The sequence below is a fragment of the Pseudomonas sp. USTB-Z genome, assembly GCF_019691255.1.
Taxonomy (GTDB): domain Bacteria; phylum Pseudomonadota; class Gammaproteobacteria; order Pseudomonadales; family Pseudomonadaceae; genus Aquipseudomonas; species Aquipseudomonas alloputida.
Window position 1 is genome coordinate 1 of record NZ_JAECZP010000004.1, and the last position, 26,268, is coordinate 26,268.

19 protein-coding genes and 1 pseudogene are annotated in these 26,268 nt (G+C 61.0%); 6 read left to right on the forward strand and 14 right to left on the reverse strand.

The window, feature by feature from the left end; translation table 11 throughout:
• A partial coding sequence (locus I8746_RS05910) for a thiamine pyrophosphate-dependent enzyme (protein WP_256817661.1) occupies positions 1 to 202 on the forward strand: 202 nt, incomplete at its 5' end.
• Between the two features lie 126 nt (positions 203 to 328).
• On the opposite strand, the gene I8746_RS05915 is transcribed toward I8746_RS05910, so the two are convergent.
• Positions 329 to 2,872 carry an HWE histidine kinase domain-containing protein gene (locus I8746_RS05915; RefSeq protein WP_221100295.1) on the reverse strand — a complete coding sequence of 848 codons (2,544 nt, stop codon included), beginning with the start codon at positions 2,870 to 2,872 and terminating at the stop codon, positions 329 to 331.
• Between the two features lie 226 nt (positions 2,873 to 3,098).
• Here I8746_RS05915 and I8746_RS05920 point away from each other — a divergent pair, with 226 nt between their 5' ends.
• Entirely contained in the window at positions 3,099 to 3,716 is a 618-nt protein-coding gene (locus I8746_RS05920; RefSeq protein WP_012052227.1) for a dTMP kinase, read from the forward strand.
• A gap of 40 nt (positions 3,717 to 3,756) precedes the next feature.
• Here I8746_RS05920 and I8746_RS05925 read toward each other — a convergent pair whose 3' ends face one another.
• A complete protein-coding gene (locus I8746_RS05925; protein WP_004374903.1) occupies positions 3,757 to 4,197 on the reverse strand; it encodes an Lrp/AsnC family transcriptional regulator in 441 nt (146 codons plus the stop codon).
• Positions 4,198 to 4,340: 143 nt separating this feature from the next.
• On the opposite strand from I8746_RS05925, the gene I8746_RS05930 reads away from it, so the two are divergent.
• Complete coding sequence (locus I8746_RS05930) at positions 4,341 to 7,388, forward strand: aminotransferase class III-fold pyridoxal phosphate-dependent enzyme (protein ID WP_221100296.1); 3,048 nt, start codon at positions 4,341 to 4,343, stop codon at positions 7,386 to 7,388.
• A gap of 78 nt (positions 7,389 to 7,466) precedes the next feature.
• Here I8746_RS05930 and I8746_RS05935 read toward each other — a convergent pair whose 3' ends face one another.
• Positions 7,467 to 8,591, reverse strand: a complete 1,125-nt coding sequence (locus I8746_RS05935; RefSeq protein WP_221100297.1) for a mechanosensitive ion channel family protein — start codon at positions 8,589 to 8,591, stop codon at positions 7,467 to 7,469.
• Between the two features lie 155 nt (positions 8,592 to 8,746).
• Here I8746_RS05935 and I8746_RS27090 point away from each other — a divergent pair, with 155 nt between their 5' ends.
• On the forward strand, positions 8,747 to 8,878 hold the full coding sequence (locus I8746_RS27090; RefSeq protein ID WP_256559582.1) for a hypothetical protein: 132 nt from the start codon (positions 8,747 to 8,749) through the stop codon (positions 8,876 to 8,878).
• 16 nt (positions 8,879 to 8,894) lie between these two features.
• Here the strand turns inward: I8746_RS27090 and I8746_RS05940 are convergent, their stop codons facing one another.
• From I8746_RS05940 to I8746_RS05965, 6 genes and pseudogenes are all read right to left on the reverse strand, one after another.
• Positions 8,895 to 9,953, reverse strand: coding sequence for a diguanylate cyclase (locus I8746_RS05940; protein WP_221100400.1), 1,059 nt, complete (start codon positions 9,951 to 9,953; stop codon positions 8,895 to 8,897).
• A 477-nt stretch (positions 9,954 to 10,430) separates the two neighbouring features.
• A complete protein-coding gene (locus I8746_RS05945; RefSeq protein WP_012052240.1) occupies positions 10,431 to 12,482 on the reverse strand; it encodes a TonB-dependent receptor in 2,052 nt (683 codons plus the stop codon).
• Between the two features lie 278 nt (positions 12,483 to 12,760).
• Positions 12,761 to 12,939: pseudogene (locus I8746_RS05950) on the reverse strand (PepSY domain-containing protein); the annotation flags it as partial.
• Positions 12,940 to 12,999: 60 nt separating this feature from the next.
• Complete coding sequence (locus I8746_RS05955) at positions 13,000 to 15,153, reverse strand: TonB-dependent siderophore receptor (protein WP_012052242.1); 2,154 nt, start codon at positions 15,151 to 15,153, stop codon at positions 13,000 to 13,002.
• 71 nt (positions 15,154 to 15,224) lie between these two features.
• Positions 15,225 to 15,614, reverse strand: a complete 390-nt coding sequence (locus I8746_RS05960) for a DUF2946 family protein (protein WP_012052243.1) — start codon at positions 15,612 to 15,614, stop codon at positions 15,225 to 15,227.
• Between the two features lie 402 nt (positions 15,615 to 16,016).
• Complete coding sequence (locus I8746_RS05965) at positions 16,017 to 16,910, reverse strand: LysR family transcriptional regulator (protein WP_221100299.1); 894 nt, start codon at positions 16,908 to 16,910, stop codon at positions 16,017 to 16,019.
• A gap of 101 nt (positions 16,911 to 17,011) precedes the next feature.
• On the opposite strand from I8746_RS05965, the gene I8746_RS05970 reads away from it, so the two are divergent.
• Together I8746_RS05970 and I8746_RS05975 are read left to right on the forward strand one after the other, a co-directional pair.
• The gene (locus tag I8746_RS05970; protein ID WP_012052245.1) at positions 17,012 to 17,425 is read left to right on the forward strand and encodes a VOC family protein; all 414 of its coding nucleotides are present in this window, start codon (positions 17,012 to 17,014) and stop codon (positions 17,423 to 17,425) included.
• Positions 17,426 to 17,582: 157 nt separating this feature from the next.
• A complete protein-coding gene (locus I8746_RS05975; RefSeq protein ID WP_012052246.1) occupies positions 17,583 to 18,899 on the forward strand; it encodes a cation:dicarboxylate symporter family transporter in 1,317 nt (438 codons plus the stop codon).
• 202 nt (positions 18,900 to 19,101) lie between these two features.
• Here I8746_RS05975 and I8746_RS05980 read toward each other — a convergent pair whose 3' ends face one another.
• From I8746_RS05980 to fabF, 5 genes are all read right to left on the reverse strand, one after another.
• Positions 19,102 to 19,824: a DUF4198 domain-containing protein gene (locus I8746_RS05980; RefSeq protein ID WP_221100300.1), complete on the reverse strand. Its 723-nt coding sequence runs from the start codon at positions 19,822 to 19,824 to the stop codon at positions 19,102 to 19,104.
• A gap of 14 nt (positions 19,825 to 19,838) precedes the next feature.
• Entirely contained in the window at positions 19,839 to 21,929 is a 2,091-nt protein-coding gene (locus I8746_RS05985; protein ID WP_221100301.1) for a TonB-dependent siderophore receptor, read from the reverse strand.
• 286 nt (positions 21,930 to 22,215) lie between these two features.
• Positions 22,216 to 23,160, reverse strand: a complete 945-nt coding sequence (folE2, locus tag I8746_RS05990) for a GTP cyclohydrolase FolE2 (RefSeq protein ID WP_017148335.1) — start codon at positions 23,158 to 23,160, stop codon at positions 22,216 to 22,218.
• A gap of 505 nt (positions 23,161 to 23,665) precedes the next feature.
• A complete protein-coding gene (locus tag I8746_RS05995) occupies positions 23,666 to 24,916 on the reverse strand; it encodes a multidrug effflux MFS transporter (RefSeq protein ID WP_014756849.1) in 1,251 nt (416 codons plus the stop codon).
• A complete protein-coding gene (gene fabF / locus I8746_RS06000) occupies positions 24,913 to 26,205 on the reverse strand; it encodes a beta-ketoacyl-ACP synthase II (RefSeq protein ID WP_017148336.1) in 1,293 nt (430 codons plus the stop codon). Before fabF ends, I8746_RS05995 begins: the two co-directional genes overlap by 4 nt.
• Positions 26,206 to 26,268 lie beyond the last annotated feature (63 nt).

Sequence of the window (26,268 nt, forward strand, 5' to 3'; positions counted from 1 at the left end):
CTACGGCAACCCGGACTTCGTCAAGTATGCCGAAGCCTACGGCGCCAACGGCCACCGCGTGGAAAGCGCCGAAGGCCTGCTGCCGCTGCTGGAGCACTGCATCAAGACCCCAGGTGTGCACGTGATCGACTGCCCGGTCGATTACAGCGAGAACGACCGCATTCTCAACAGCGAGCTGCGTGAGCGCGCGCTGGCGGTGTAAGCCCTGACAGGCCGGCGCCGTCTTTTGGCCGGCGCGGCCTGGTGCTGCAAAGAGGCCCGTATAGCCGACGGTAATGTGTCGGCTTTACGGGCCTTTTCGCAATACAAGGCTGCTTCTGTATCCCATTCACCCCAGCTCAAGCAGACCTTGCAGGCTGGCCAGAATGGCATTGGCGTCATAAGGCTTGCGGGTGATGGGCACATGCTGCAAGTGCTCGGGAATGCTGAGGCCGTCGCCATAGCCGGTGGCAAAGAGGAACGGGACCTGCCGGCGAACCAGTTCATCTGCTACGGAAATGGATGTTCCGGTGCCCAGGTTGACATCCAGTATTGCCGCGTCCGGTTTGTGGCTACCAAGCAGTTGCATGGCTTGGTCCTCGGAGCTGGCGGTGATCACGTCCTCGATTTGCGCATCGTTGAGAATTTGCTCCAGGCCTACTGCAATCACCAGTTGATCCTCGAGTATCAGCACACACAAGCCCGAGCGCGCTGCAAGCGCACCGTTTGCACGGGCCAGAGGCGTGGCCGGGAGAGCGGTTTCTGCCGTTTCGGCTACGGAAAGGTGCTTGGCCGGGATTCTGAAAAAGCCTTGCAGGCCTTCGGGGTGATATTCCACTGCGCTGGTGCCACCCAGGTCGAATGGGATGCTGCGGTCGATCAGCACCGTGCCGAAGCCGCTGCGGCTGGGCGGGCGTACCGTTGGCCCACCCATTTCCCGCCAACTGATGGCACAGGCGTTGCTGGCGTCGATTGCCCAGCTCACCGAAAGCTTGCCGCCAGCCCGCGATAGCGCACCATACTTGGCCGCGTTGGTGGCCAGTTCATGCAGCACCAGCGCCATGACCGAGTACGCGCGCGCATCGAGGATGACGTTCGGGCCCTGCAACTCGATCACGTCGGCAGCCGTGCGATAGGGAGAAAGCTCGGCCTCCAGCAGCTTCGCCAGGCGCCCGCCACCGTCACCGCGCACCACCTGGTCATGGGCCAACGACAAGGCCTGGATACGCCCTTTGAGCGTTGCCACATAGTCCTGCAGGGTCTGGCTCTCCGGGGTCGGATGGGCAACCAGTGCACCAATCAGCGACAGGATGTTCTTGACCCTGTGGTTGAGCTCTTCGTTGAGCATGCGCTGGCGCACGTCGGCTTTGGCGCGTTCACTGGCGAGCAGTTCGCTGTTGTGCAGTACCACTTCGACGATAGCGGTACGGATGGCATCGCCAAACTGGCGGTCCTGCTCGGTCCAGGGTAGCGACTGCTGGTGAACGGTTTCTTTCCAGATGGCGAAGCTCTTGCGGGGCGTCAGGCGGTCGCCCAACGCGCCGCTGTCATAGGTCTTGTTCGGGTCCCCGGCCCAATCGAGTGTCTCGACCACCTCCTTGCGGAAGAAGATCAAGTAATCCCTTGGGTGTTGCGACATCGGGACGATCAGCACACCCGACACATCATTAAAATACGCCTGGGCCGACGGAAGCACCGTCGACAGGCGATTGGACGCCCAGATTCGGCCTTCGCTGACCATGTCTGCCAGGCGCAGCAGATCAGGCACGGCCGTTTGGGGCGGCGCGAGCCCTGCGCACGACCAGCGGCCTAGCAGCGACATGCCGATGCCGTCGCAGGGAATCAGCGACATCAACCGGGGCAGGCGTGCGTGGAAGAACCCATCAATGTCCGCCGCCTGGTTGGCGTCGCGCAGCAGGCTGTCCAGGGCTTTGTGGATGCGCACGGCAGCTTCGAGTTTTTGCCGGCTACGCAGGGTCTCGATATGCAGGGAGAAGAACTCACCGAACATCTCGGCGGCCACACGTTGCCCCATGGCCAGCGTGCGCGGTGCGTAGTGATGGCAGGCAATCATTCCCCACAGCTCGCCATTGACGATGACGGAAATCGACATCGAGGCGCCCACGCCCATGTTGCACAGGTATTCGCAATGGATCGGCGAGACGCTGCGCAGGTGCGCGTAGGACAGGTCGAGCGGTTCGCCCGAGGGGTCGAGCACCGGGTTGATGGCGACCGTATTGAACTGGGCGTCGGAGATTACCCGGATCGGGTTGCGCAGGTAGAGCGCGCGGGCCTGCTGGGGGATATCGGAGGCGGGGAAGTATTGGCCCATGAAGCTTTCGAGGTCGCTACGCTTGGACTCGGCAACCACCTTGCCGGCACCGTCGGCTCCCAGCTGGTAGATCATCACCCGGTCGTAACCGAGCACCGCCCTGACAAAGCGGGCGGCGTCGCGGAACAGCTTGTGGGTCTGGTCGATTTCGCGCAGTTGGGCAATCAGTGTGCGGGCCAGCTCGATCGGTTCGGCGATGCTCGCCCCGGCGGGCTCGAATTCGAGGATTGCCGTGCCTTTGTACAAGTGGGCGGCGATGTCGACGGCCGCGCCGTTGGGCAACGTCACGCCGAAACTGAGCGCGGGCCGCGAGGCATCCCGGGTACGGGCAAGTGCGTTGCGAAGCGTATGCGTGACCTCGTCACCCAGCACCGCGTGCAGTTTCTGACCATTGATATCGTTTGCTACACCCAGCATCTGTGGGGCGTTGACCGAATGGCGCAGCACCACGGTCGCCGAGGCATCACAGGCCAGCAGGCAGCCATGGGGCTGGATGCTCCCGGGAATCTGGATGGGCTCCCGGTCGCAGTTGGTCAGGTTAACGTGGGGGTTGTAGGTCATTGGCCCGTGCCTGTGGGTAAGGGGAGGCGGGCTGCAGGTCCGCCATCGTCCGTCAGCCTAGCAGGCATTGCACGCCTTGGGGATGGCGGGTCGGGCAATGCCGGTCCATTCCCAAGGCAATGCTTTGATCACAGCATGGAGTACGGATGTACTCCCGTCGAGAATCGCTTGAACGCAGCTACGATCAATGGTCTTATCCCGCGCTTGAGCCAACTGGTATTGCAAGATGAACCGCCCGCTGTTTATTTCCATCGATGGGCCCAAGGGTACCGGCAAGACCACGCTGCTGGAGGCTGTCACTCAAGCGTTACGGCTGGACGGGAACAAGGTGATCCGCCTTTGCGAAAGAAAGAATGATCCTCACCGGGGCGAGACCATGGCCCTGGTCAACCAGCTTTCCAGAAGCCCTTGCCAGGACCTAGAGTTCAAGGTTTGCGAACGCTTCGCTGAAAGCCGAGCCTGGATTTCCCGACATGTACTGCCCAGGCAGCCCGCTGACAGCATCATCCTGATTGACCGCTGGTACCCCTCTGACGCTGCGTTTCGCCGCACAGTGCCGTTTGACAAGATCCTGCGCCTGAACCTCGAACGAAACGTGCAAGTGCCCGATTTGCATGTCGGGGTTGTCACAACGCCTGAAACCTCGTGGGCGAGGGCCGCGGCGCGCACGCGTGGGCTGGGCAGTACGGTGATCCATAACCTGGATGAACAGGTTGCCTGTACCGAGGCGTTCGAGCGTGCGGTTGCGGAGCAAGGCTGGGTGCTGTGCCGTAATGAAGGGACCGTCGACGAGGCAACGCGGCAGGTCGTTCGCGAGATTCAGGGCGTGCTTCGACACCTGTGAGGCTTGGGTGAGTATGGCCTGTCTACTGCCTCTGCAGGTATCAGGCGCCCTGGCGGTCGATATCACGGCGCAGGACTACCGACGTGGTAATGTCATCCACTGATTCGTGACGTGCCACGTTGTCGCGTACCTGGTTGAGGTCGTCGATCGTTCGGGTCTCCACTTCAACCACCAGGTCGAGCTGACCGCTCACCGACGACACCCGCCGTACGCGCGCGTCCGTTGCCAACTGGTCGAGCAGCCCCATGGCAGGCGTGCGCTGCAACGTCACCAGCAAGATCGCGCGTATCACGTTGGCGTCTATTTCGCCGATGTCAGCGCGATAACCGCGAATGACTCCGCTGCGTTCAAGGTTGGCGACACGCTCGGTGGTGGCACTTCGGGAAAGGCCTATGCGGCCGGCTAACGCCTTGAGCGCAATACGCGCGTCCTTCGAAAGTACCTCAAGAATCTCACGATCTTTAGCGTCCAGGTCACGCATTGCAGCCCCTTGATAAGCTTGCCGTCATTATGCCGGTCGGAACCGGCATAATGCCTGTTGCGCCCGACCGTATGCAGGGTGTCCGTTTCGGCGGCGCATGACAAGCTATTGAAAAACAATCAGCGCGCTCGGAACCTGATGATATGACAGACCTTTCCCACCCGGCACCTCGGTTTTCGGCAAGCGATGCAGAGGGCCTTGCAAAAGATTTCTTCAATGTCACCGGCACTGCAACGCCCCTGGATGGGGAGCGTGATCGCAATTATCGCCTGGAGACTGGCGTAGATGCAGGCTGGATACTGAAAATCGTCAATGCCAGCGAGCCCAGGGTAGAAAGCGAGTTTCAAACCGCGCTACTCGACCACCTGGGCGTGCATGGCGCGCATTTGGGCGTACCACACCTGCGGGCCAGCGTGACGGGCGACTACCTGCCGTCTGTGGCCAGCAGCACCGGTGAACAGCACGCTGTGCGCCTGGTCAGCTGGCTGGCCGGCACGCCACTTGCCAAGGCCAGACGCTCCCTGGCGCTGATGAGAAACTTCGGCCAGGCACTCGGTGAACTTGACCGTGCGCTGCAGGGCTTCATGCACCCGGGCGCAGTCCGCGACCTGGACTGGGACTTACGCCATGCTGCGCGCTCCCGTTCGCGGCTGCACTGCATCAAGGACCCTGATCGCCGGGCCGTTGCCGAGCGCTTCATCACCCGGTTCGAGCAGACGGTACAGCCTGAACTGGCGTCCCTTCGGGCCCAGGTGATCCACAACGATGCCAACGACTGGAACATCCTGGTCGATGCCGAAACGCCCCGTAACGTGACTGGCTTCATCGATTTTGGCGATGCCGTGCACACCGTTCTGATTGCCGAGGTCGCAATCGCCAGCGCCTACGCCATTCTCGACATGGACGACCCGATCGGCGCTGCTGCTGCGCTGGTGGCCGGCTTCCATGAGAAGTACCCGTTGCAAGCGCAAGAGCTTGATGTGTTGTTCAACCTGATTGCCATGCGCTTGGTCATTAGCGTCACGTTCTCCGCTTCCCGGCAGGACCAGACCGACGACAACCCTTACCTGGCGATCAGTGAAGCGCCTGCCTGGCGTCTACTGGAACAGCTCGATTCGATGAACCCACGGTTGGCCACCGGCATTCTGCGCAAGGCCTGTGGTTTCGATGCCATCGAAGGTGCGGGGGAAGTCCGCCGCTGGATTGCTGACAACCACAAGTCGTTTGCCGATCTGGTGCGCCCGTCAGCCGCCATTCTGGACAAGGTCATCGCGCCGTTTGGCGATGCCAGCCATGAGATGACCATTGCCTCGGCCCAGCAGCGCCCTGCAGATGCGACGCGGTGGTGGAATGAATGCTCTGCCGCGCACAAGGCCCCGCTGGGCATCGGGCCATGGGGCGAGGTACGTGCCGTCTATACCGACAGCGCCTTTGAGTCTCGCTTCATCAAGGGGCAGCACCGGACCCTGCATGTGGGGGTAGATTTGCTGATGCCAGCGGGTACGCCGTTGTACGCACCGATCGCCGGCACCGTCAGAAGCGTCGAGGTTGAGCAAGACCCTCTGGGTTATGGCGGCCTGGTGATGCTCGAGCATACCCCGCCCGGTTGCCCGCCATTTCTGACACTGTGGGGGCACATGGCCCACGAGGCGCTCAGCCGTTTGAAGGCCGGTGACAAGCTCGAAGCGGGCGACCTCGTCGGTTACATGGGCAGCGATCACGAGAACGGCGGCTGGATTCCCCACCTGCATCTGCAGTTGGTCACCGATACCCAGTTGCGCGCGTGCGAGGTCATTGGCGTGGGTGAGCCCGCATACCGCGAAGCGTGGGCCGACCTGTTCCCCGATGCCTCGGCCCTGGCCGGTATCCCGCCAGAGACCTATAGCCAGCAGGGGATGACCAAGGCCCAGATCATTGCCAGGCGCAAGGAACTGCTGCTACCCAACCTGTCCATTTCGTACACCGACCCGATCAAGTTCGTGCGCGGTGATGGCGTATGGCTGATCGACAACTTCGGGCGGGCCTACCTGGACTGCTTCAACAACGTGTGCCACCTGGGCCATAGTCATCCCGACGTGGTCGAAGCCATGACCCGCCAGGCTGCGCTGCTCAACACCAATACCCGCTACCTGCACGACAACATCGTCGAATACGCCGAACGCCTGACCGGCACTTTGCCCAAGGGCCTTTGCGTAGCGTCCTTTGGCTGCTCGGGGAGTGAGGCCAACAGCCTGATGCTGCGTATGGCGCGCAACTACACAGGCAGTGATCAGGCGATCGTGCTGGACTGGGCCTACCACGGCACCACTCAGGAACTGATCGATCTGAGCCCTTACAAGTACAAGCGCAAGGCGGGCAAGGGCAGGGCGTCGCATGTTTACGAGGCCGTGGTCCCGGACAGCTACTACGCGCCTGCGCACTGGCCCGTGGAAGCGCACGGGAAGCGCTTTGCCGAGTCGGTGGCAGAGCAGTTGGATGCCATGCGCAAGGCAGGCAAGCGCCCCGGGTTTTTCATTGCCGAATCGATCCCCAGCGTGGCGGGGCAGGTGTTTTTGCCCGAACACTACCTTGAGGAGGTGTACGCCATGGTGCGCGCCGAAGGTGGTCTGTGCCTGGCCGATGAGGTTCAGGTCGGGTTTGGCCGGGTCGGCAGCCACTGGTGGGCATTCGAGACCCAGGGCGTGGTCCCGGATGCCGTCAGCATGGGCAAACCCATTGGTAACGGCCACCCGATGTCGGCGGTAGTGACCACGCGCGAGGTTGCCGATGCTTTCAACAACGGTATGGAGTATTTCAATACCTTCGCCGGTAACCCAGTGTCATGCGCGGTAGGCCTGGCGGTACTCAATGCAATCGAGCGCGACCAGTTGAAAGAAAACGCCTTGAGTGTCGGCCATTACCTGCTCGAGGGTTTGCGCAAGCTTCAGCAGCAGTTCGACGTGATTGGTGATGTGCGTGGGTTGGGCCTGTTTCTCGGCGTCGTGCTGGTTACCGACCGCCAGTCGAAGGCGCCAGCCACGGCCCTGGCCAGAAAAGTGGCTGATGGTGCCCGGGAGCGCGGCGTGTTGATCGGCACCGAAGGCCCGCATGACAACGTGCTGAAAATGCGCCCTTCGATGATTTTCAGCCGGGCCAATGCAGACTTCCTTCTCGAGGTGCTGAAAGACAGCTTCATCGCCGCGCTGAAATAGCGTTTCAGCGCGGGCAGGGCGTGCGCATGTGCACGCCCTGCGGCGCACCTATCTGAAGGCCCGGGCAGGTTACCAGCATCAAGCGCCTCTGATGCTCAGGCCTTCGCGAGCCTGGCCATGCAGGCCGGAGGCCTCTGGCAATGCCGTGACCTTGATCGCGCGCACCGGCACGGCGAACTTGGCGCCGATTTGCGAGAACCGCTCCAGCAGCCTGAAGTTGATCGCCTGCTGAATGTCCATGTAAAGGTTGTAGCCTGGGTCCCGGACAATGTAGACACACTCGAACTCCAGCGCCTCTTTGCCGAAGCCGCGCAGGTGAGCGCGATCGAAACGCGCCTGCTCCTGGGCCTTGATGGCGTCTTCTACGATGCCTGGCGCTTTCTTCACGGCCTCGGTGGGCGTGTCGTAGGAAAGCCCGAACTCGAACACGATGCGACGCTCTTGCAGGCGCTTGTAATTCTGGATGGTGCTGCTGATCATGCTGGCGTTGGCCATGACGATCTGTTCGCCGCCGAGGCTGCGGATGCGTGTGGTTTTGAGGCCAACGTGCTCAACGGTGCCCGCCAGGGGCCCGATGACGATGAAGTCACCGATCTCGAACGGCTTGTCCACGGCGATCGACAACGAAGCGAACAGGTCGCCAAGGATATTCTGCACAGCCAGCGCCACCGCGATGCCACCCACGCCAAGGCTGGCGACGAAGGCGGTGATGTTCACCCCCAGGTTCGACAGCATCGCCAGCACTACGACTGACCACAGCAGGACCCGCGCGCCCCAGGCCGAAAGGGTTGCCAGTGCGCTGCCCTGGTTCAGGCCGTCGGTACGGTGGCGGGCGAAGTAGCGGCTCAGGCCCAGGCCGATGGCGCGGTTGGCCCACAGGCCAATCTGCAAGGCAGCGACCACGAACCACAGGCTGCTGACCCTGCTCAGCCAGCGCTCGGGCAGGTCGAGCATGCTCAGGCCCACCAGCAAGGAGGCCAGCAACAACAGAACGTTGCTGGTGCCGGAAAGCACCTTGGCCATTATCTGGCTCAGTGGGCCTTCGTGTTCGGACCAGCGCCGTACCCGGCGCATCAGGAAACTGATGGCGGCACGGGCGACCAGGAAGACTATGGTGGCGACTGTCAGCGCCACCAGCAGATTGAGAATGGAGATGCCGAATAGGGTGGTTTCGGTGAAAAACGCGATGATGCGGTCGTTCATGAGTACCTCGCCTCTGGGGTGATTTGCCAAGGTGCTCTCTTGGGACGTCAAAGAGGCGCTACAGGTCGATCGGATTTCACCACGCTAGGCAGACGGAGTCAGTCTCGGTAGATTTTCTTCAATAACCGCAACAACTTGTTCAGCATTGGCACGACTTGCGGGGTTCGATTGCCAACGCACGCTTGCCGCAACGGCTGCAGGCCCATGCCAACCTACACCTGTTCGACGATGCCGTGCGCACGCTGCGCCCAGCGCCGGGTGACGCCGTGGCCCAGGACCCTGCATAGCACTTCCTTGAAGGAGCTAGTGCTGCTTGTGCAATGCCTCCTGCTCCGGTTCGGCGACCGTGACCCGGTTACGGCCCGATACCTTGGAAAGGTACATGGCGCTGTCTGCACTGCTGAGCAATGCGCTGAGCTCAGTGGCAGGGGCGTTCGCGAACGCTAAACCTATGCTTGCGGTGACCGGGTGTTCATCATTCACACGCAGTTTGGCTATCAGGGCCCGCAGGCGCTCGGCAACCTCAATCGCCGTGTCTGGCGGCGTATTGGGCAGCAGGATGGCGAACTCCTCGCCGCCCAGCCTGCCGGCAATGTCGTTGTCACGCAGGCTGGCACTGATCGCTGCACCGATGCGTTGCAGCACCTGGTCGCCTGCGGCATGCCCGAACGTGTCGTTGATCTGTTTGAAATGGTCGACGTCCAGCATCAACACGGCCATGAATGTACCCGCATCCCTGCACTGGACGTGCTGCGCCGAAGCGTTGTCGAAAAAAGCACGTCGGTTGTTCAGGCCGGTCAGTTCGTCCGTGCACGAGGCCACCATGGCAAGCCGATGCGCGCGGTGCATTTCGTGTTTCAGGCGCCAGGCCGTCGTCAATGCCGAGGACAGGCTTTGCGTCGCGCTGACCACGAACCAGGCGAACACCAGCACCGCCAAGGCTATCCCTTGTTGCAGCGTGGAAGGTTGCAACAGTAGCCAGCCTGTAGAAGGCAGCAAGACCAGGCCCATCGACACCAGGGTCATGTTGCGGTAGGAGGAGTAACACGACACCGCGCTGACAGACATGCCGACGGCAAACAACATGATCAGCGTCTGCCCCAGCGCGTCGTCGGTGGGCATTACGGCAAAGGCGCCCCAGCCCCAGATAGCCGCCGACAGCATCAGCGTGACCCAGTAACGCCACTCCCAGCGTTCGGCCGTGCGCTGGTTGGCCGGTGCTCGCAGATAGGCGAAGAACATGGCGGTACGCACGCCGGTCGACAGGCCCAATAACGTCATCCAGACCATGACCCTTTGCGGGTCGAAACGCTCCCAGCCCAACCAGCACAGCATGACGGCGGCCAGGAAGCTGCCAAGCACAGCGGGCGCCGACTGGACAAACAGCTGTTCAAGCCGATCCCTCCGTACGGAGTAGGCTATTTCATCGCCGGGATCAAGGTTTGTCATGGCTGGCGCCGCCGCGTGTGACCGGTAGCGGATTCTGGCACTTTGACGGCGTCCTGGAAAAGCCTCCTGGCGTTCACATGTGATGCCCTTTGCCCTGTTCGATTGCTGGATTCAGAAAGCGTTGCGGTAAGTAGTGGCAGTGCAGCACGGGTTATCGCCACGGTTACGGCACCTGCGACGTTTCCCGTATTTCACGTCGTTGCGCGGATCCTTTACTTGATCGAAGGCTGCCTTGGCTGCACAGTTTCCCCTCGCAAGTTCAATCACGAACATAGCGTGTTTTCCGGCACTTCGAAAGCCAATTGATCGCGACGGCCAACAAGCGGTCGAGCAAGCCAAGGCCACTGAGGGCGTTGCCCGAGCCACTGGCGCCGACCAACGTGCAGACTTTCAGAAGTCGAACGTCACGCCGGCATACAGTGCTCGACCGTCACCCGGGGCGTGCAGGGAAGCCTCCGCACCATCCGGGTCGTACCACACGTACTCATAGTCGCGGTTGGTGAGGTTCTTCAACTGCAGGTCGACACTCATCGCTTCGGTGACCTTGTACGTCGCGCCAAGGTTCGTGAGTACGTAACCGCCATACCGGCCCTGGGTATTCTCGCGTTCCAGGTAGTAGTGGGTCTGGCCATTCATCCAGGCTGTCAATTGCAGGGCAGGGGTGGCCTGGTAGCTGATGCCGGTGTTCCACAGGTGATGCGGCACGTGGTCGATTTCCTTGCCTTTGCTGGCTGGCAAGGCACTGCTGGGCTCAAGGATTTTCGAGTACTGCCAGGAATACGACATCCACATCTCGGTGCGTGCGTCCGGGTGCAGGTTAACCTGCAGGTCATAGCCCCAGCGGCGTGTCTCGCCGACGTTGTCCGACTCGCCGCTGGGGTCGTTCAGACGGCGGCTGACCTCGCCCGTGGCGTCCTGGCGCCAATAGGCGAAGCGGCCATCGACCCAACCGGCTGGCGTGAACTTGACACCGGTTTCCCAGCCTTCGTTGATCGACGGAGAAAGGTCTTCGTTGCGCGGTGGTACTTTGTAGGCGGCCGCGCCCGTACCCACCTGGAACGTTCTGCCCCAATTGGCATAGACGCTGGCGACCTTCCAGGGTGAATAGACCACGCTGAGCTTGGGCTGTTTGATCAGGCCGTAGTCGTTGATGTCGTAATCCTGGCCGGTCATCTCGTTGGTGAAGTCACCGCTGATCCTGTCCACACGGTACGCCGGGACAATCTTCAGCGATTCGACCGGTTCGATCTCCGCCTGCACATAGGCCCCCACGGTGTTGAAGTCGTAACGCTGGTCGCGGGTTTGCGCCTGCCGCACGCGGTTGAGCGTGCGGTAACGTTCGCTGCGGTTTTCCTGCTTCTGGATATCGCTGCCGCCTTCCAGGGCGAAGGCATGCAGCCAGTCGACCTGCGGGCGCCAGGTGAGCGAGGTAATGGCGCCGTACTGGGTTTCGTACGTGTCGCGTTCCTGCTGCGAACTGCTGCTCCAGTACTGGGTCCAGCGCCGGTCGTCAAAGGTGTTGACGTAGGTCCTGGCGGACCAGGACAGGGTCTGCGCCAGTTCGGTATCGAAATGCAGGCTGACCTGGTTCATCCGCCGCGTGCCCTTGTCCGTGGCGTTGTAGTCGTTGCTCATGCGCGGGTGGTGGCGGGCGTTGTCCTCGGTCAGGTAGCCGGCCTCCTGCGCTTCGGACTCGTAATGGCGGGCGATCAGGCCCACGCGGTAGTTGCCATCGTCCGGGGTGTAGAACCATTTACCGCCGAAGCTGTAGCGTTCGGTGTCGGCATGGTCGCGGTAGCCGTCGACCTGCTGGCGGGCGAAGAAGTAGTTCTGCGTCCAGTTACTGGTCTCGATGCCCTTGGCCAGTTGCACCTCGCGGGTGTTGAAGCTGCCATAACGCATGCGCGCTTTGTTGTAGTTGCCGCCGGTACGGGTATTGATGTTGACGTTGCCCGCAATGTTGTTCAGGCCATAGCGCGGATCGCTGGTGCCACGCACCACCTCGATGCTGTCGATGTCCATGGGGAACACCGAGTCGATGAAGGGCATGTTGCCGTCATTGGTGTTGCTGGGAATGCCGTCGATCAACAGTTTCACGGCGTTGATTTCGCCTTCGCCATTGAAACCGCGGAACGAAAGCTTGCCGGAGGTGGTGCCTTGGTTGAACTCGGTGAGCATCACCCCCGGTGCCCGGCGGAACAGCTCCCAGCTGTAGGCAACTGGCATCTTCTCGAGGATGTCACCGCCCAGAATATCCACCGAACTGAGCACGCTGGTTGTGGCCAGGGGGCCGCTGTCGGTGCCGGTCACATTGACCGCGCCGAGGGTGAGTACCGAGTTTTCGGCAGGCAGTGTTTCAGCGATGGCAAGTGACAGTGGGTTGAGGCCGAACAAGGCGAGCACGGGCAATACGGCGCGTGCGGTGCAACGGGACGCAGGCATGGGTGGTTTCCTGGCAAAACGGTCGGGCAAGGTCAGGCGTCGTGCAGCGCACGCCATGACCACAAGACAGCAGCGACGGTTCAGGCCAGGGGCGAGGCGCGGGGTTCAGCCGAGGCCACTGGTCCCGTGGCAGCGGCAAGGCATGACGGCCCGAACGAACGTGGAGCGAATTGAGCCGCATCCGTTGCGGGCTGTATACGTTCCGTGGCAGGCCATTTTGTCGCAGGTGCACCACGCTGAGGGCTCAATGACTGCGCATGCTGGCGGCCACCCTGAACACCCGCATCAGCCAGGCGAACAGGTGTAGCGCCTTCAGCGGCTGTTGCGCCCAATGGTCGGGCAACTCGGCGCAGCACCCCGCCGGCAAAGCCGGCTGGTGGGCAAGGCGCTCGGTCGGTGTCAGCTTGGGGTAGCCGACATACAGCATGGCAACCCCAGAGACGAACCACCGCGCCATGCACAGGCAGGCGACGATGCCCAGCCAGCGGTGCCACAGGTACAGCTGGCTCCACGCTCATCAGTAGCGCCACTGCACAGCGACTTCCAGGCTGCGCGGTTCACCCAGGTAGTACTGGGTGTTGGTCTGGTGGATGAAGCGGGCATACACCTCGTCGGTGAGGTTGCGCAGCCGCGCGCTGACTTGCACGTGCTTGTCCAGGTCGTGGGTCATGGACAGCCCGTAGACGGTGTACGACGGTACCCATGCGGTGTTGGCGGTGTTGGCGTACACCGATGAGACATAGCGGGCATCGGCCCCGACCTGCCAGCCGGGCGCCAGGTCGTAGGTCAACCAGAGGTTGGCCACGCGGTCGGGGATATTGACCGGGTGCTTGCCCTTGCGCGAGTACACCACGCCGCCGATGGTCTCGTTGAACTCATCGTATTCGGCATTCACCCAACTGAAGTTGCCCGCCGCCAGCAGCTTGGACGTGACCTTGAACGAGGCTGCCAGCTCGATGCCGGTGGAGGTCTGCTGGCCCGCCTGCTCGGTGGTGTTGGGCACGGTCGAGGAGGGCACGGAGATATCCTTGCGCACGATGCGATACGCCGCTGCCGTCGCCGAGCCGCGGCCGTCGAGGAAGTCGAACTTGCTGCCTACCTCGACCTGACGGCCGGTGCTCAGGTCGAAGTCGCCGACCTGGCTGATCGAGGCGCTGGTCAGGGTACCGCCTGGTGGTTCGGCCGAGGTGCTGTATTGGGTGTACAGGCTGACGTTGGAGGTCAGGTCATAGACCAGGCCCAGGCGACCGGTGATGGCGTCCCAGCGTCGGTCGAGCCTGGCTCGCGCCACATGGTCGACCACGTCGAAGTCGATATGGTCGTAGCGCAGCGCGGTGATCAATGACAGTTGATCGGTCAGGCGGGTACGGTTCTCGACGAAGGCCGAGGTGGTGTCGGTGGTGGTGGTTCTGCCCTTGGTCATGGGCGCGTCCATGCCGGGGATATCGAGGAAGTGCCCGGGTTCGAAGCTATTCGGGTCAACCGTGTCGAACGCCCCCTTGGACAGCGGGTAGTTGGTTTGCTGGTTGGTGCTGTAGTCCATGCCGAACGCCCAGTCGCTGGCCATGCCGAACAACTGGCCCTGGTGGGTCAGCTCGAGCTTGTTGCCGTTGACCTCCTGGTCGTGCCGCTGGCGATAGCCGCCGGAGCGAGCGATGGCGCTGTTGTCGGCGTTGTAGCGATACACCTCGAGATTGCGGTAATCGCGCTGGCCGTTGTAGTGGTAGAAGGTATTACGCAGTTGGGTGTTGTCGTCGACGCGGTAGTCGGTGATCGAGCGCAGCCACCGGGTGCGCTGCTCGTAGCGACCGTCTTCGACGTTGTAGTTGTTGAAACGGTTGTGCTTGTCGATGTGCAAGGTACCGACCAGTGGCTGCAATACCGGTGTGCCCCAGTAGGGGCTGTCCTCTTGCTCTTCCAGGTACTCGATGGCCAGCGTGTGCGAGAGCTGGTCGTTGATGTCGCTAAGCAGCGAGAAGGCCAGGTTGCCGGCCCCATTCTCCTGGCGATCGATATAGCCGTTGGTGCTGGTGCGGCTGTAGTCGAGGCGTGCATAGTGGCGTGGGCCGTCGCCCGTGTTCAGCGCCTTGTTGAAGGCGATCGACGTTTCCATGGTGTCGTAGCGTGCATAGCTGACGCGCCCTTCGAAGGTGTCTTCGTCACGGCTTGCCAGCCGGGTGATGAAATTGAGGCTGCCACCGACAGCGCCGCTGCCGTTGAGGAAGGAGGACGGCCCGCCGAGCAATTCGACGCGGTCGTAGATCCAGGCGCCCACCGGGCGCGCCGCGCCGCCATACTGCAAACTGATGCCATTGAACAACTGGCTGATCTGGGCACCGTTGAACCCTCGGTACGCCACATATCCCCCCCAGCCGGGCGGAGCCGAGGCGTTAACCCCGGGCAGTGCATTGGCGGCGTCCTGGAAGTTACGTGCGCCAATGCGCTCCATGGTCTTGCGGTCGGCAACGCTGACGGAGGCGGGGTTCTCCCTGGCGCTCAGGTTCAGCCGCGAGCCGCTTTCGATGGGGCGATCAAGGTCAAGGCGGGTTGCCTCCGTGGGTTGATTGGCTGTGGCCGTGACAGTGCTGGCCGGCAGGGTCAGGGTGTCATCCTGCGCCCAGGCACAGGTTGCGCTGCCAACGAGCAGCGCCAAAGTGGTCATGCGGAACATGCAAGGCTTCCTGGCTGAAATCGGTGAGCACACGCCCGCTGCCGATCAGGCGGCACGGGGACGTGGCGATGTCAGAACGCGAGAAGCGAAGCGGGAGAGGCGCGGGGATTGACCAGTGGCCAACGCTGCTTGGGCAGGCGTGGCGGAGGTTGGTTGGGTAAAGGGCTGCCCGGCTCGCCGGCGAGCAGGGTCAGTAGGCCGAAAAATACGGCCAGCAGTGTGGCGCTGAACAGGCTGGCGATCACGCAGTCACCGCCGGCAGGCAGGCTCGGATCGCTGAAGTCTTGCTCACCTTGGACCATGCCGCTGCTGTCGGCCGTGCACCAGGCGGCATCATCCATGCCAGCCAGGCGCAACCCGGCCATTTGCCCATGGCCCATGGCGCACAGCAACGAGCCGAACAAGATGCTGAAATACAGCACCCAGGCGACCTGTGATCGTGTGTGGTGGGCCAGCTTCATTGCAGGACTCGGCGTGACAACTGAATGATCAGGTTTAGAGGTTGGCGAGCGATTCTACATCTTCTGGTGCATCTGAACAGGGGGGATTTTTCAAGCACGAATAGTCAATCGGGTACTGTCGGGGGAGGGCGATCGCAGCAATGTCGGCTTCATGTACAGGCCCACCGAGACTCAGTGCTCACCGATGAGTTCGGCAGCAAGAGCGCGGAGTTCGTAAAGCACAAGTCCACTGCCCGCGTGTGCAAACAAGCGCGCGGCATGCCGGCTGCAGCCGGGTTAAAATGCGCAGGGGTAACGAGATGGGCGACACCCTCGGAGAGGTAGGCCGCCACTCCTGTTGTTGCCAGTATGGGCGTGGTGAGATCCGGCCCCGAGTCAGTTCAAGCATGATGGCTGAGGCAGTCAACGCAGCGCGTGTGTGATCGATGGGAAGCTGCAGTTATTCATAAGCTGTTCCTTCAAAGCCTCCACCGCTTTAGGCCTTCTGGGGTTGGACTTGTAAAGCAGGACTACCTGGCGCATGTAGCGGTCAGCGTCCGACACGGGTGTTGCCTGTACGTCGTCCGTTTTCAATCCCGCCCATAGCGGGACGACGGAGGCCCCCATACCTTTTGCGACCATGATGTAGATTGCATCTAGCGCATCCAGATTACAGAGGACATCGGGTTGCAGGTTATTGTCATTCAAGTACTGCTGTGCAATCTGCCCACCCCAGGCATTTGAGTCATATCGAATCAGGTTTCGACCAAGAATCGTCGAGCGGATGTCGCGCTTGTCAATCGGGTCTTTGGTCAAAAGCATCAGGGGTTCTTCTCGAAGCACCTGTACACGAATGGTTTTGGGGACGGTGAAGGGCGGACATACCATGATTCCCGCATCGAGCTCTCCGCAGGCTACTTGTTCGTAAAGTCTGCGCGAGTCCCCTGGCGTGATGCGTAGCCTCAGTTGCGGGGCAATGCTTGATAGCTGATTCATGGCCTCTGGCAATATGCCTGTCAACGCTGTAGAGATCGCACCGATCTCGAGATACCCCGACAGGCTACTGGTGTCCAGATCCTCTTTCAGCTCTGCTGCCCCCTGGATCAGATCTCGAATCTTCGGCAGCAATGACAGGCATTTCTCGGTCGGTTCGACAGCGTGTGCGCTTCGGATCAGGAGTTCGCACGCCAGTGACTTCTCGAGTGCTTGTATACGTTGGCTGACTGCAGGTGCTGTCAGGTTTTCCCGTCGAGCAGCTGCGGCAATCGAGCCAGTTTCTATTACCGCAATCAGGCTTTCGAGAAATCGAGTGTCCAAAACATTTCCTTTCGCTGAGAGATGGAAAAATGCGCTTTAGCACGTGCGCGAGGCTACGCTAACCTCCCCAAAAGTTCTATCGGAAACCAAAGAGGGTAGTTATGAAATCGTTATTTCATGTTTCATACCATGTTACAGACCTCGAAGCGTCTCGTAACTTCTACGGTAACATTCTTGGCTGCAAAGAAGGCCGCACGAGTGAAACTTATGTGGATTACGATTTCTTCGGTCACCAGATTTCGCTTCACAAAGGTGTTCCTTTTCCAACTACCCGCACCGGCAAAGTCGGCGACCATGAAGTGTTGATGCCGCATATCGGCTTGGTGCTGCATCTGGATGACTGGTTCGCGATGGCAGACCGCCTGGCGCTTTATGGTGTGCAGTTCGACATACCGCCGGTTGTACGATTCCCGGGCCAACCTGGAGAGCAGCGAACGATGTTTTTCCTGGACCCCAGTGGCAACCCGATCGAGATCAAAGGGTTCAAGGACTTTGAAGGTGTATTTGCCACCTGATTGGCATAAACCTTCGGGATGCGCCTCCCGCTTTGTCTGCGTGAGATAAGAGGCGTGTATCAATGAGTGGCCACTCAATAAAAATAACAGGCTCCAACGATGTGTTTGGCATTTTGCCGGCCAATGTACAGTCCAAATTATAATAACTGGAGGACGTATGGCAAAGACTAGTCTGGTGACTAGAATTATTGCAGGTCTTGTGCTCGGGGTTGTAGTGGGGGCACTTCTCAATTTCTTTCCCGAGTATAAAGCCTGGATAATCAGCAGCCTTTTACAACCCGTCGGCGACATTTTCATCAAGATGATGAAGATGATTGTCGTACCCCTCGTATTCGCGTGCATGGTCGGCGCGATCGCAGGCAATGGTGATAGCAAGGCGATAGGGCGGGTCGGGGTGAAAGCCCTGTTCTACTTCTTCGTCGTGACCAGCATCGCAATTGTGTGTGGCCTGCTGGTTGGCAATCTTGCGCAGCCAGGCGTAGGTGCCAACTTGACGACCCTGGCAAACACCCAAACGCTCTCGCTTCCGTCTACCTCGGAGAACACTGGGTTTGGTCAAGTCATCCTCAACATCATCCCGGACAATATCGTCGGTGTAATGGCGCAAGGAAAGCTGCTGCCTGTCCTGTTCTTCTCGGTCATGTTCGGCTTTGGGCTAAGTGCTCTGGACAAAGAGAAGAAAATGCCGTTGATCGCGGTAGTCAATGCCATTTCCGCGACGATGTTCAAGGTGACGCATATCGTGATGCACTACTCACCCATCGGGATCTTTGGCCTGATCGGCGTGACGGTCGCCAACTTCGGGCTTTCCGCGTTGCTGCCTCTGGCAAAACTGATTGCCGTCACCTATGTCGCGGTCATTCTGTTCGGCGTGGTTGTGCTGGGCGGCATCGCGAAGGTTGCAGGGATCAACATCTTCGACCTGATCAAGGCGATCAAGGATGAGTTGATCCTGGCGTTCAGTACCGCCGCCTCGGCGACTGTCATGCCCCAGCTGATTGAAAAGGTCGAGGCCTACGGTGCGCCGCGTTCGATTGCTACGTTGGTTATCCCTACGGGTTATTCCTTCAATCTGGATGGCGCATCGCTGTTCGTGGGCATCGGCACGCTGTTCATCGCGCAGCTCTATGAGATTCCCCTGAGCTTGGCTGACCAGGCGATGCTGATCATCATCATGGTGCTGACCTCCAAGGGCGCAGCCGGCGTCCCGGGTGCCATGTTCGTCATCTTGACCGCTACGCTGACCAGTGCCGGTCTGCCGGTGGAAGGTATTGCGTTCATCGCCGGAGTCTATCGCTTGATGGACATGCCGATCACGGCGCTGAATGTCTTGGGCAACGCACTGGCGCCTCTGGTTGTGGCGAAGTGGGAGAACCAATACCGGATGCCTGCTGCCCCGGTGGTAGCGCCCGAGGAGCGCCCGCAAGTGTTGACCTCTTCAATTAGCGCTGGGAGCTCGGCAAACGCGACCTAGTGTGTTCATCGACATGATCGCCCTGCATGTGATACAAGTGCCCATCATGCAGGTAATCGACATGCCCATCGTGTTCGATTGCCGTGTGGCCGCAGCTGGGCTTGTGCCAATGGTCATGGTGCGGATGCTGGTTGCAGGCACTCATTCCGAACGCCTCCAACTGCCATACCTCGGCCGTCATGGCCGAGGTAGGTCGCTTAGTTTACTCGTGGTGCGGCTCACCCAGGAACGACAGTGAACTGAACAGGCTCTGCTGGGCCACGGGGCTGCCGTCTGCCATTGGCAGGGTAGCCTGGGCCGCGATGATGTTGAGTCCTTCATTGCGTACGGTGATACGTGCCCGGCCTTGCTTGTCGGTGGTGGCGCTGACCTGGTGAGGGGCGCCCCGGTAATCACCCTGCAGCGGTATATCCGCAGCCGGCTTGCCATCGAGCAGCACCTGCACTTCCAGCGTCTTGCCTGGCCCGACTTGCAGAGGGTCGCTCAGGGGGATAATCGCCAAACGCAGCATGTTCAGTTTCGGCAGGCGAGCACCGCGCTGGTAGATTGCCAGGCTGTACTTCAAGCTGTGGGTGGAGGCGATCGCATCCTTGACGTGGGTGCGATCCTGATTGACCCATTGCCTGTCCGGGCGCTGCGACCAAGGCCCGTTGTCCAGCAGCACGGCAAGTGCCGCAGGCGGGGTAAGTGGTTGCAGCACGGCATGATCCGCCAGGCGCTTGACCGTGACCGGGACCATGTTCCCGGTCGCGTCGAACGCCCAGGCGCGCTTGATCTTTTCCGCCTTGTAGGCGTTATCCTCGGCGCCGTGGCCGTATACGGCCTCGATATTGCCACGTCGCTCCTCGGTCCACAGGCCGTGGGCGCCTGCGTTGACGCTGACCATCAGGGTCAGCAGGGAAGCGACTTTCAACGATGGATGCATGATGGTTCCTCGGTTCAAAGGCTCAGGGTCAGGCTTACACTGAAGTTGCGTGGCTCCCCGGGCAGCACCCAAGCGCTGTTGTACGAGCGTTCGTAGTACTTGCGGTCGAACAGGTTGTTGAGGTTAAGGCCGACGGTGACCTGTTCGCTGGCTTTGTAGTGCGCCAACAGGTCGACCGTGCTGTAGGCGTCCAGGGTGAAGTCGCTGCCGGCCTGGCCGGAGCGTTCGCCGACGTAGTTCACCGCCGCGCCCACATCCGAGCCGCGCAGGGCACCGTCCTGGAATTCGTACACGCCCATCAGGCTGCCGCTGTTACGGGCGATGCCGAGCAAGTCGCTGCCTTTGGGCAGGGCTGCGTCGCCCTTGGTGACCTCGGCGTCGATGTAGGCGTAGGCGCCGATCACTCGCAACGCGTCGGTCAGCTGGCCGCTGAACTGCAGGTCCAGGCCTTGGCTGCGCGCTTCGCCCGCCGCCACGCTCTCGCCAAGGGCGTCGGTGGTGATGACGTTCTCCTTGTCGATATGGAACAAGGCGATGGTCGCGCCCAGGCGGCTGTCGAGAAGGTCGAGCTTGACCCCGGTCTCGTAACCCAAGCCCTTTTCAGGCTTGTACACCTGGCCCTGGGTGCCGATGGTGTTGGGTTTGAACGAAGTGGATGCGTTGGCGAACACGCCGACTTGCGGGGTCAGTTGATACAACACCCCAATGCGCGGTGTGGCAACGTCCTTTTCCTGGCTGTTGCTCAGACCCATGGTGCGGTTCTGCGAGGTCTGCTCGAAGCGCTCCAGGCGTATGCCCAGCAACCCGCGCAAGCGCTCGGTGAAGGCGATCTGGTCTTGCAGGTTGATCGCATAGCTTTCAGTGTGCTCGAAGAAGTCGTTGGCACGGGTGATGGCCGGCTTCGGCTTGCTGTATACCGGGTTGTAGATATCCAGCCCATACGCTGCGGAGGTGGCGCTTTGCGGGTACTTCTGGCTGTTGCGGTAGTTTTCGTACTCCAGCCCGACCAGGGTCTGATGCTGCCAGCCACCCAGCTCGAACTGCCCGTGCAGCTCAGCCTGGGTGATGTTGTCGTTCCATTCGAAGTCGCGTTCGCGATAGAAGCGCGTGATGGTGGTGCCCACCAGGGCCTGGGGCTCGGAGCTGTTGCCCTTGAGCGTACCCTGGGTGTAGTGGTTGGCCAGGCGCAGCGTCCAGTTGTCGTTGAGCACGTGTTCCAGCGCCACGTCGAGGGTCTGGTTGTCGTTGCGGATCTCGCCGTCATTCGGCTCGCCAAGGAAGGTCGAGCGCTTGACCGACCCCATTTCGCCGTTGACCGCCGGAATGCCGCGGTCGAACACCGACTCGGTGCGGGAGAACTCGGTGTCGATCATCAGTCGGGTGTCGGGTGACAGTTGCCAGCTCAGGGAGGGGCTGACGATACGGCGCTCGCTGCCGACATGATCGCGGAAGCTGTCGTTGTCTTCGACGGCGAGGTTGATCCGGCCCAGCAGATTCCCCTCGCTGTCCAGCGGCGAGTTGGCGTCCAGGGCGGTGCGGTAGCGGTCCCAGCTGCCTGCGCTGAGGGTGAGGGTACTGAAGGCTTCGGCCTGGGGGCGCTTGGTGACGATGTTGACCAGTCCGCCAGGGTCGCCACGGCCGTACAGGCTGGCCGCCGGGCCTTTGAGCACTTCGATGCGTTCGATGTTGGACGTGTCCGGCGCGCTGTAGCTGCCGCGGTTGATGGCGAAACCGTTCTTGTACAGCTCGCCCGTGGTGAAGCCGCGCACACTGTAGTTGAGGAAAGTCAGGCCGCCGAAGTTGTTCTGCCGCGACACGCCACCCGCAAAGTCCAGGGCGCGGTCGATGCGGGTGGTGTTGAGGTCCTTGATCACCTGTGCGGGCACCACGTCGATGCTCTGCGGCGTGTCGCGCAGGTCGGTATCGGTGCGGGTGGCGGTGGCAGAGCGGTTGGCACGATAGCCTTGCACCGGCCCGTCGGCGCGCTCTTCGAGGTAGGCGTCGGTGATGGAGGTTTCGTTCAGCAGCAAGGGTTGTGCCGCTGAAATCGGCTGGCCGAACAAGCCCAGCGTCAGGCCGGCCAGAAGGGGGGCACGAGGGTTCACGTAAAGTCTCCGTTTTTCACGCTATAACGTTGCATTTTTTGGTGCGTCCTGACTTGGGCACTGTCCACGAGCTCGAAGGGGATCACAACGGATACACCATCAGGCTGCACTCGATGCCAACATCGATGCCGCGCGCTGCTTCGGGCGGTGCTGCATCAAAGATGACTAGAAACCCTTACGAGTAGAGGGGCCGCCTTGCGTCAGGCCTGACAAATGAATCCTGATGAGGAAATGTTCATGTGTTGGGATACGCATGTTATTAGATGTAATAACGTAACACCAGTGGTTAGCGCTCATTACCGGTTGCAAATGATTCTTGTTGGTCAGGCGCAGATGCCTGCGGGGCGGACCAGGCCGAGGCATCGTGCGGGTGCAGGCTTTCCAGGTGGCGAACGTGCACTTGGCTATCGCGGTAACCGCGCAGGCTTGCCTGAATACGCCGCGCAGCGTCTTCGACGAACATCAGGTTCTGCCCGTTGAGCGCTGCGAAAGCCTGTTCGTCAGCCCGTTTTACGGCGGTCTGAACCGGCGTGCGCAAAGCGCCTTCGACTTGGTCGATCAGGGCCAGCAACCCGAGATCCGGGGCATCGGAAGGTACCGTGACGCGCACTCGAGCTTCGCTGCGTTGGCTATGTGGCGTCGCCAGCGACGCGTTGCTGCGCAGCCACTGCGCGACGGCGCTGGCTTCGAGCAGCGGCTGGTCCTTGAAGGTTCGCAGGAAGCCGTCCTCAATCAATTGTCGGGAGAGAGCGGCCGAGCACGGGCAGGTCGAGGAATAGCCGATCCTGACCTCGATACTCAGGTTCAGTGCCCCGCCGACCTTCGTGGCGAGCACGTGAACCGGGTACGACTTCCAGCCAGAGAGGCCCTCGGTCACCAGCGCAGGGCGGCGAACCAGCAAATCGAAATCCAGGCGCAACCTGGCATTGCGGCTTCCGCAATCCTGATGGCTGTCGATCATCTCCTGCAACAGCGCGAAGAGGCTTGCCGGCGACACCGCCGCAGCCTGCCCCCAAGCGTCCAGCAGGCAATACAGCCTGGACATGTGAATGCCTTTGACGTGCGGCGCCGGCAGGTCGACCTGGACATCCGCCCGGGCGTGTAGCTCGCGCTGGTAGGTCGGTTCTTCGATCCTTACCGGCAGGTCGATACCCTGCATGCCGACCCATTGCAACGGGCTTAGGCTGTGGGCCAGGTCGGTGACGGAAACGTCGGGTAATGCTGAGCTCATCATGTCTATCCAGTGGTGGGAGCCTTGCACGTAGCAGCAAGGGGTATGAATCAGTTCCAGCCGGGGAAGGGGTTGGTCAGCTTCATCCAGCCTTCCGTTCCCTGGGCCCTTTCCTCATCGGTCAGCAGCGCGCGACGGGCCCGGCCTGGGACCGGTTGCCGGCCATGGACGGTTCGCAGTCGAGCCAGAGGTAACGTTTAATTTAGTTAGTTATAACATAACATTTAGGTTAGATTGCAAATCATGTCCGTGTTCTTGACCAGGTAGAGGCAGGAAGCCGCTTCGCGTGTGGCTGCTGGAGTGGGAGAAAACTGCTGGACAAGATCAACGCTGACCTAGAATGCGTTGCCTGGGGCGAGCTGAAACGTAGTCGCTGGGGTCGAAGGCCATAAGCAGGCGGTCGCGAGCGGGCATTTTGTGCACGTTTTCGTTGACCGCCATAATCGGCGACCAGTGCCGGTGGGGCTGAGGGACCTACTGGAGAGATTTGTCGAGTTGAGTTAGCTCATGTGCGCTGAGTGCTGTGTGGTACCTTTCGTTTGGCATACCACGCGAACAGCATGATTGCTAGCAAGCACACTGCAGTTTGGGTCGTTCCCAGTATGGCAACAGTGGGAAACTTCGGCGTTGAAACCATCCAGGTCGACACTGCTCCGATTGCCATGGTGAGGAATCCCAAAAGGGCTGAGGCCAGTCCTGCTTCTTTCCCGAACGGTGTCATGGTCAAGGCCGTTCCCAGCGGATTGGCAATACCCATACCCCATAGGAAAAGCACCATCGACAATGAGTACCAGCCCAAGCTTGGATTGCTCGGGCCTACCAGCAGCAATGCACCCGCCAAACACGCAGTCGCTAGGCCTGATAAGGTGATGGCTCGGCTACCCCAACGGTGAGCCAGGCGAGGAGCAGCCAAGCCAGCGGCAAAGACTACGAAGACAGTTGCCGCGAAATACAGACCCACTTGGAGCGAGTTAAGCCCCATACCGTCCATCAAGATGGACGGCGCAGCGGCGAACGAGGCGAATAAGCCGCTCATCAGCAGGCTGGTCGCCAGTGCGGGCAAAATGAAGAGACGGTTGGACGCCAGTTTGACGTATGCGATCAGGACCGCAGGTACTGATTGAGTCACCCGACGACGGCCAGGAAGGGTTTCACCTATCCCTCTGGCGTAGAACAGCGCGATAAGGATTGCCGACATGCCGACGACTACAAAAAGTGCACGCCAACCCAAAGTGGTGTTCAGCATACTGCCGATCAAAGGTGAGAAGCCTGGTGCTGTGGCGGCAGCGATCATCGTCAGCGATAACGCGCGTGCCAGGTTCTCACCCTCATAAAGATCGCGAGCGATGGCTCTGGCCAGAACCGCGGCGGCACACACGCCAATTGCCTGGATTACTCGTCCGAGGATCAGCATGTCGAATGTGGCGGCGTTAGCCGCCCAAAACGTACCCACCACGAAAATCATCAGCCCACCCACTACCAGCCGCTTGCGGCCATAGCGATCGGCAAGCGGCCCTACCAATAATTGGGCGAAGGCGAAGGTGATGAAAAAGCTGGAGAGCGTCAGCCCGAGTTTCTGGGATGAGACGTTGAACTGTCGAGCCATTTCAGGAAAAGCGGGCAGGATGATATTGGTGGACAAGTTGCTGATGGCAGCGAGTGCTGCCAGTAGAAGGATGACCTTGGCCGTCAGAACGTTGGCCCTCTGAGTCTCGCCGTCAGCTTCGTTGGCGTGGGTTTCGAGTTGGCTGTTCATACGTTGGCCTCCCAGCGGCGGAACAGCACGCTGGCGTTCACACCACCGAATCCGAAACCGTTGGACAAGGCGTATTCGATGGGCATTTCACGGGCTGTTCCTGCAACCAGGTCAAGGCCAAGCGCAGCATCATCGACTTGAGTCAGGTTGAGCGTGGGGGGAACGATCTGGTCTTGCAGCGCCAACACCGTGAAAATGGCTTCGATACCGCCTGCCGCCCCCAAGAGGTGGCCGGTGGCCGATTTGGTCGATGTAATCGCCACGCCGCTGCCGCTACCGAATACGGCGCGAATCGCTGAAAGTTCACCCTTGTCGCCAACCTGGGTAGAAGTCGCATGCGCATTGATATGGTCCACGTCCCCAGGCGCTACCGACGCCTGTTGCAGCGCGAGTTGCATGGCACGCCTGGCACCGCTTCCGTCTTCGGGACCAGCGGTCAGATGGTAGGCATCAGCGCTCGTTCCGTAGCCGACCAGCTCGGCCAGGGGCTTGGCGCCACGGGCCAGCGCATGTTCCAGCGACTCGATCACCAGCAAGCCAGCCCCTTCAGCCATGACAAACCCGTCCCGTTGGCTATCGAAAGGACGGGAGGCTTGCTCAGGGCTATCCGAAAAGCCCGTGCTGAGCGCTCGTGCAGCCGCAAAGCAGCCTAGCGTCACGCGATCGATTGCCGCTTCGGCGCCACCGCAGATCGCGATATCCGCTTCGCCGCTTCTGATGAGCCGAGCGGCATCGCCGATGGCCTGCACCCCCGCAGCGCACGCTGTGACGGGTGCCCCAAGTGGGCCTTCGAAACCGTAGCGTATGGAGACATGACCCGCTGCCATATTGGCCAGGAACGATGGCGCCGTGAAGGGCGACAACTTGCGAGGGCCACGTGTGTCAGTGGTGCGCACCGCCTCTGCGATGGCGCCGAAGCCACCGACTCCGGAAGCGATGACGGTGGCGGTTCGCGCGCGTTCCGCCTGACGCTCGGGATGCCAGCCGGCTTGCTGCAATGCTTCATCCGCTGCTACCAGCGCAAACTCGATGAATCGATCCATTTTCTTGCGTTCCTTGGCGTGGATGACCTGCTCGGGTTGATAGCCTGCCACGGCATCCTCGGCCAATGTGGGCACGCTGCCGCCCACTGACACGCCAGTGCCTTCGACGATATCGGCAGCAAGCGCGCGAATCCCGGACTGGCCAGCCAGCAATCGACGCCATACTTCCGTTACGCCACAGCCCAGCGGGCTGACAACGCCGGTGCCGGTCACCACGATGCGCTTTTGAATAACGTTGTGAGCCATTTCGACCTCTCGTTGGATCATGAGCGCGCCACGAATGACACCGGGCGCGCACGGGTTGCAGGC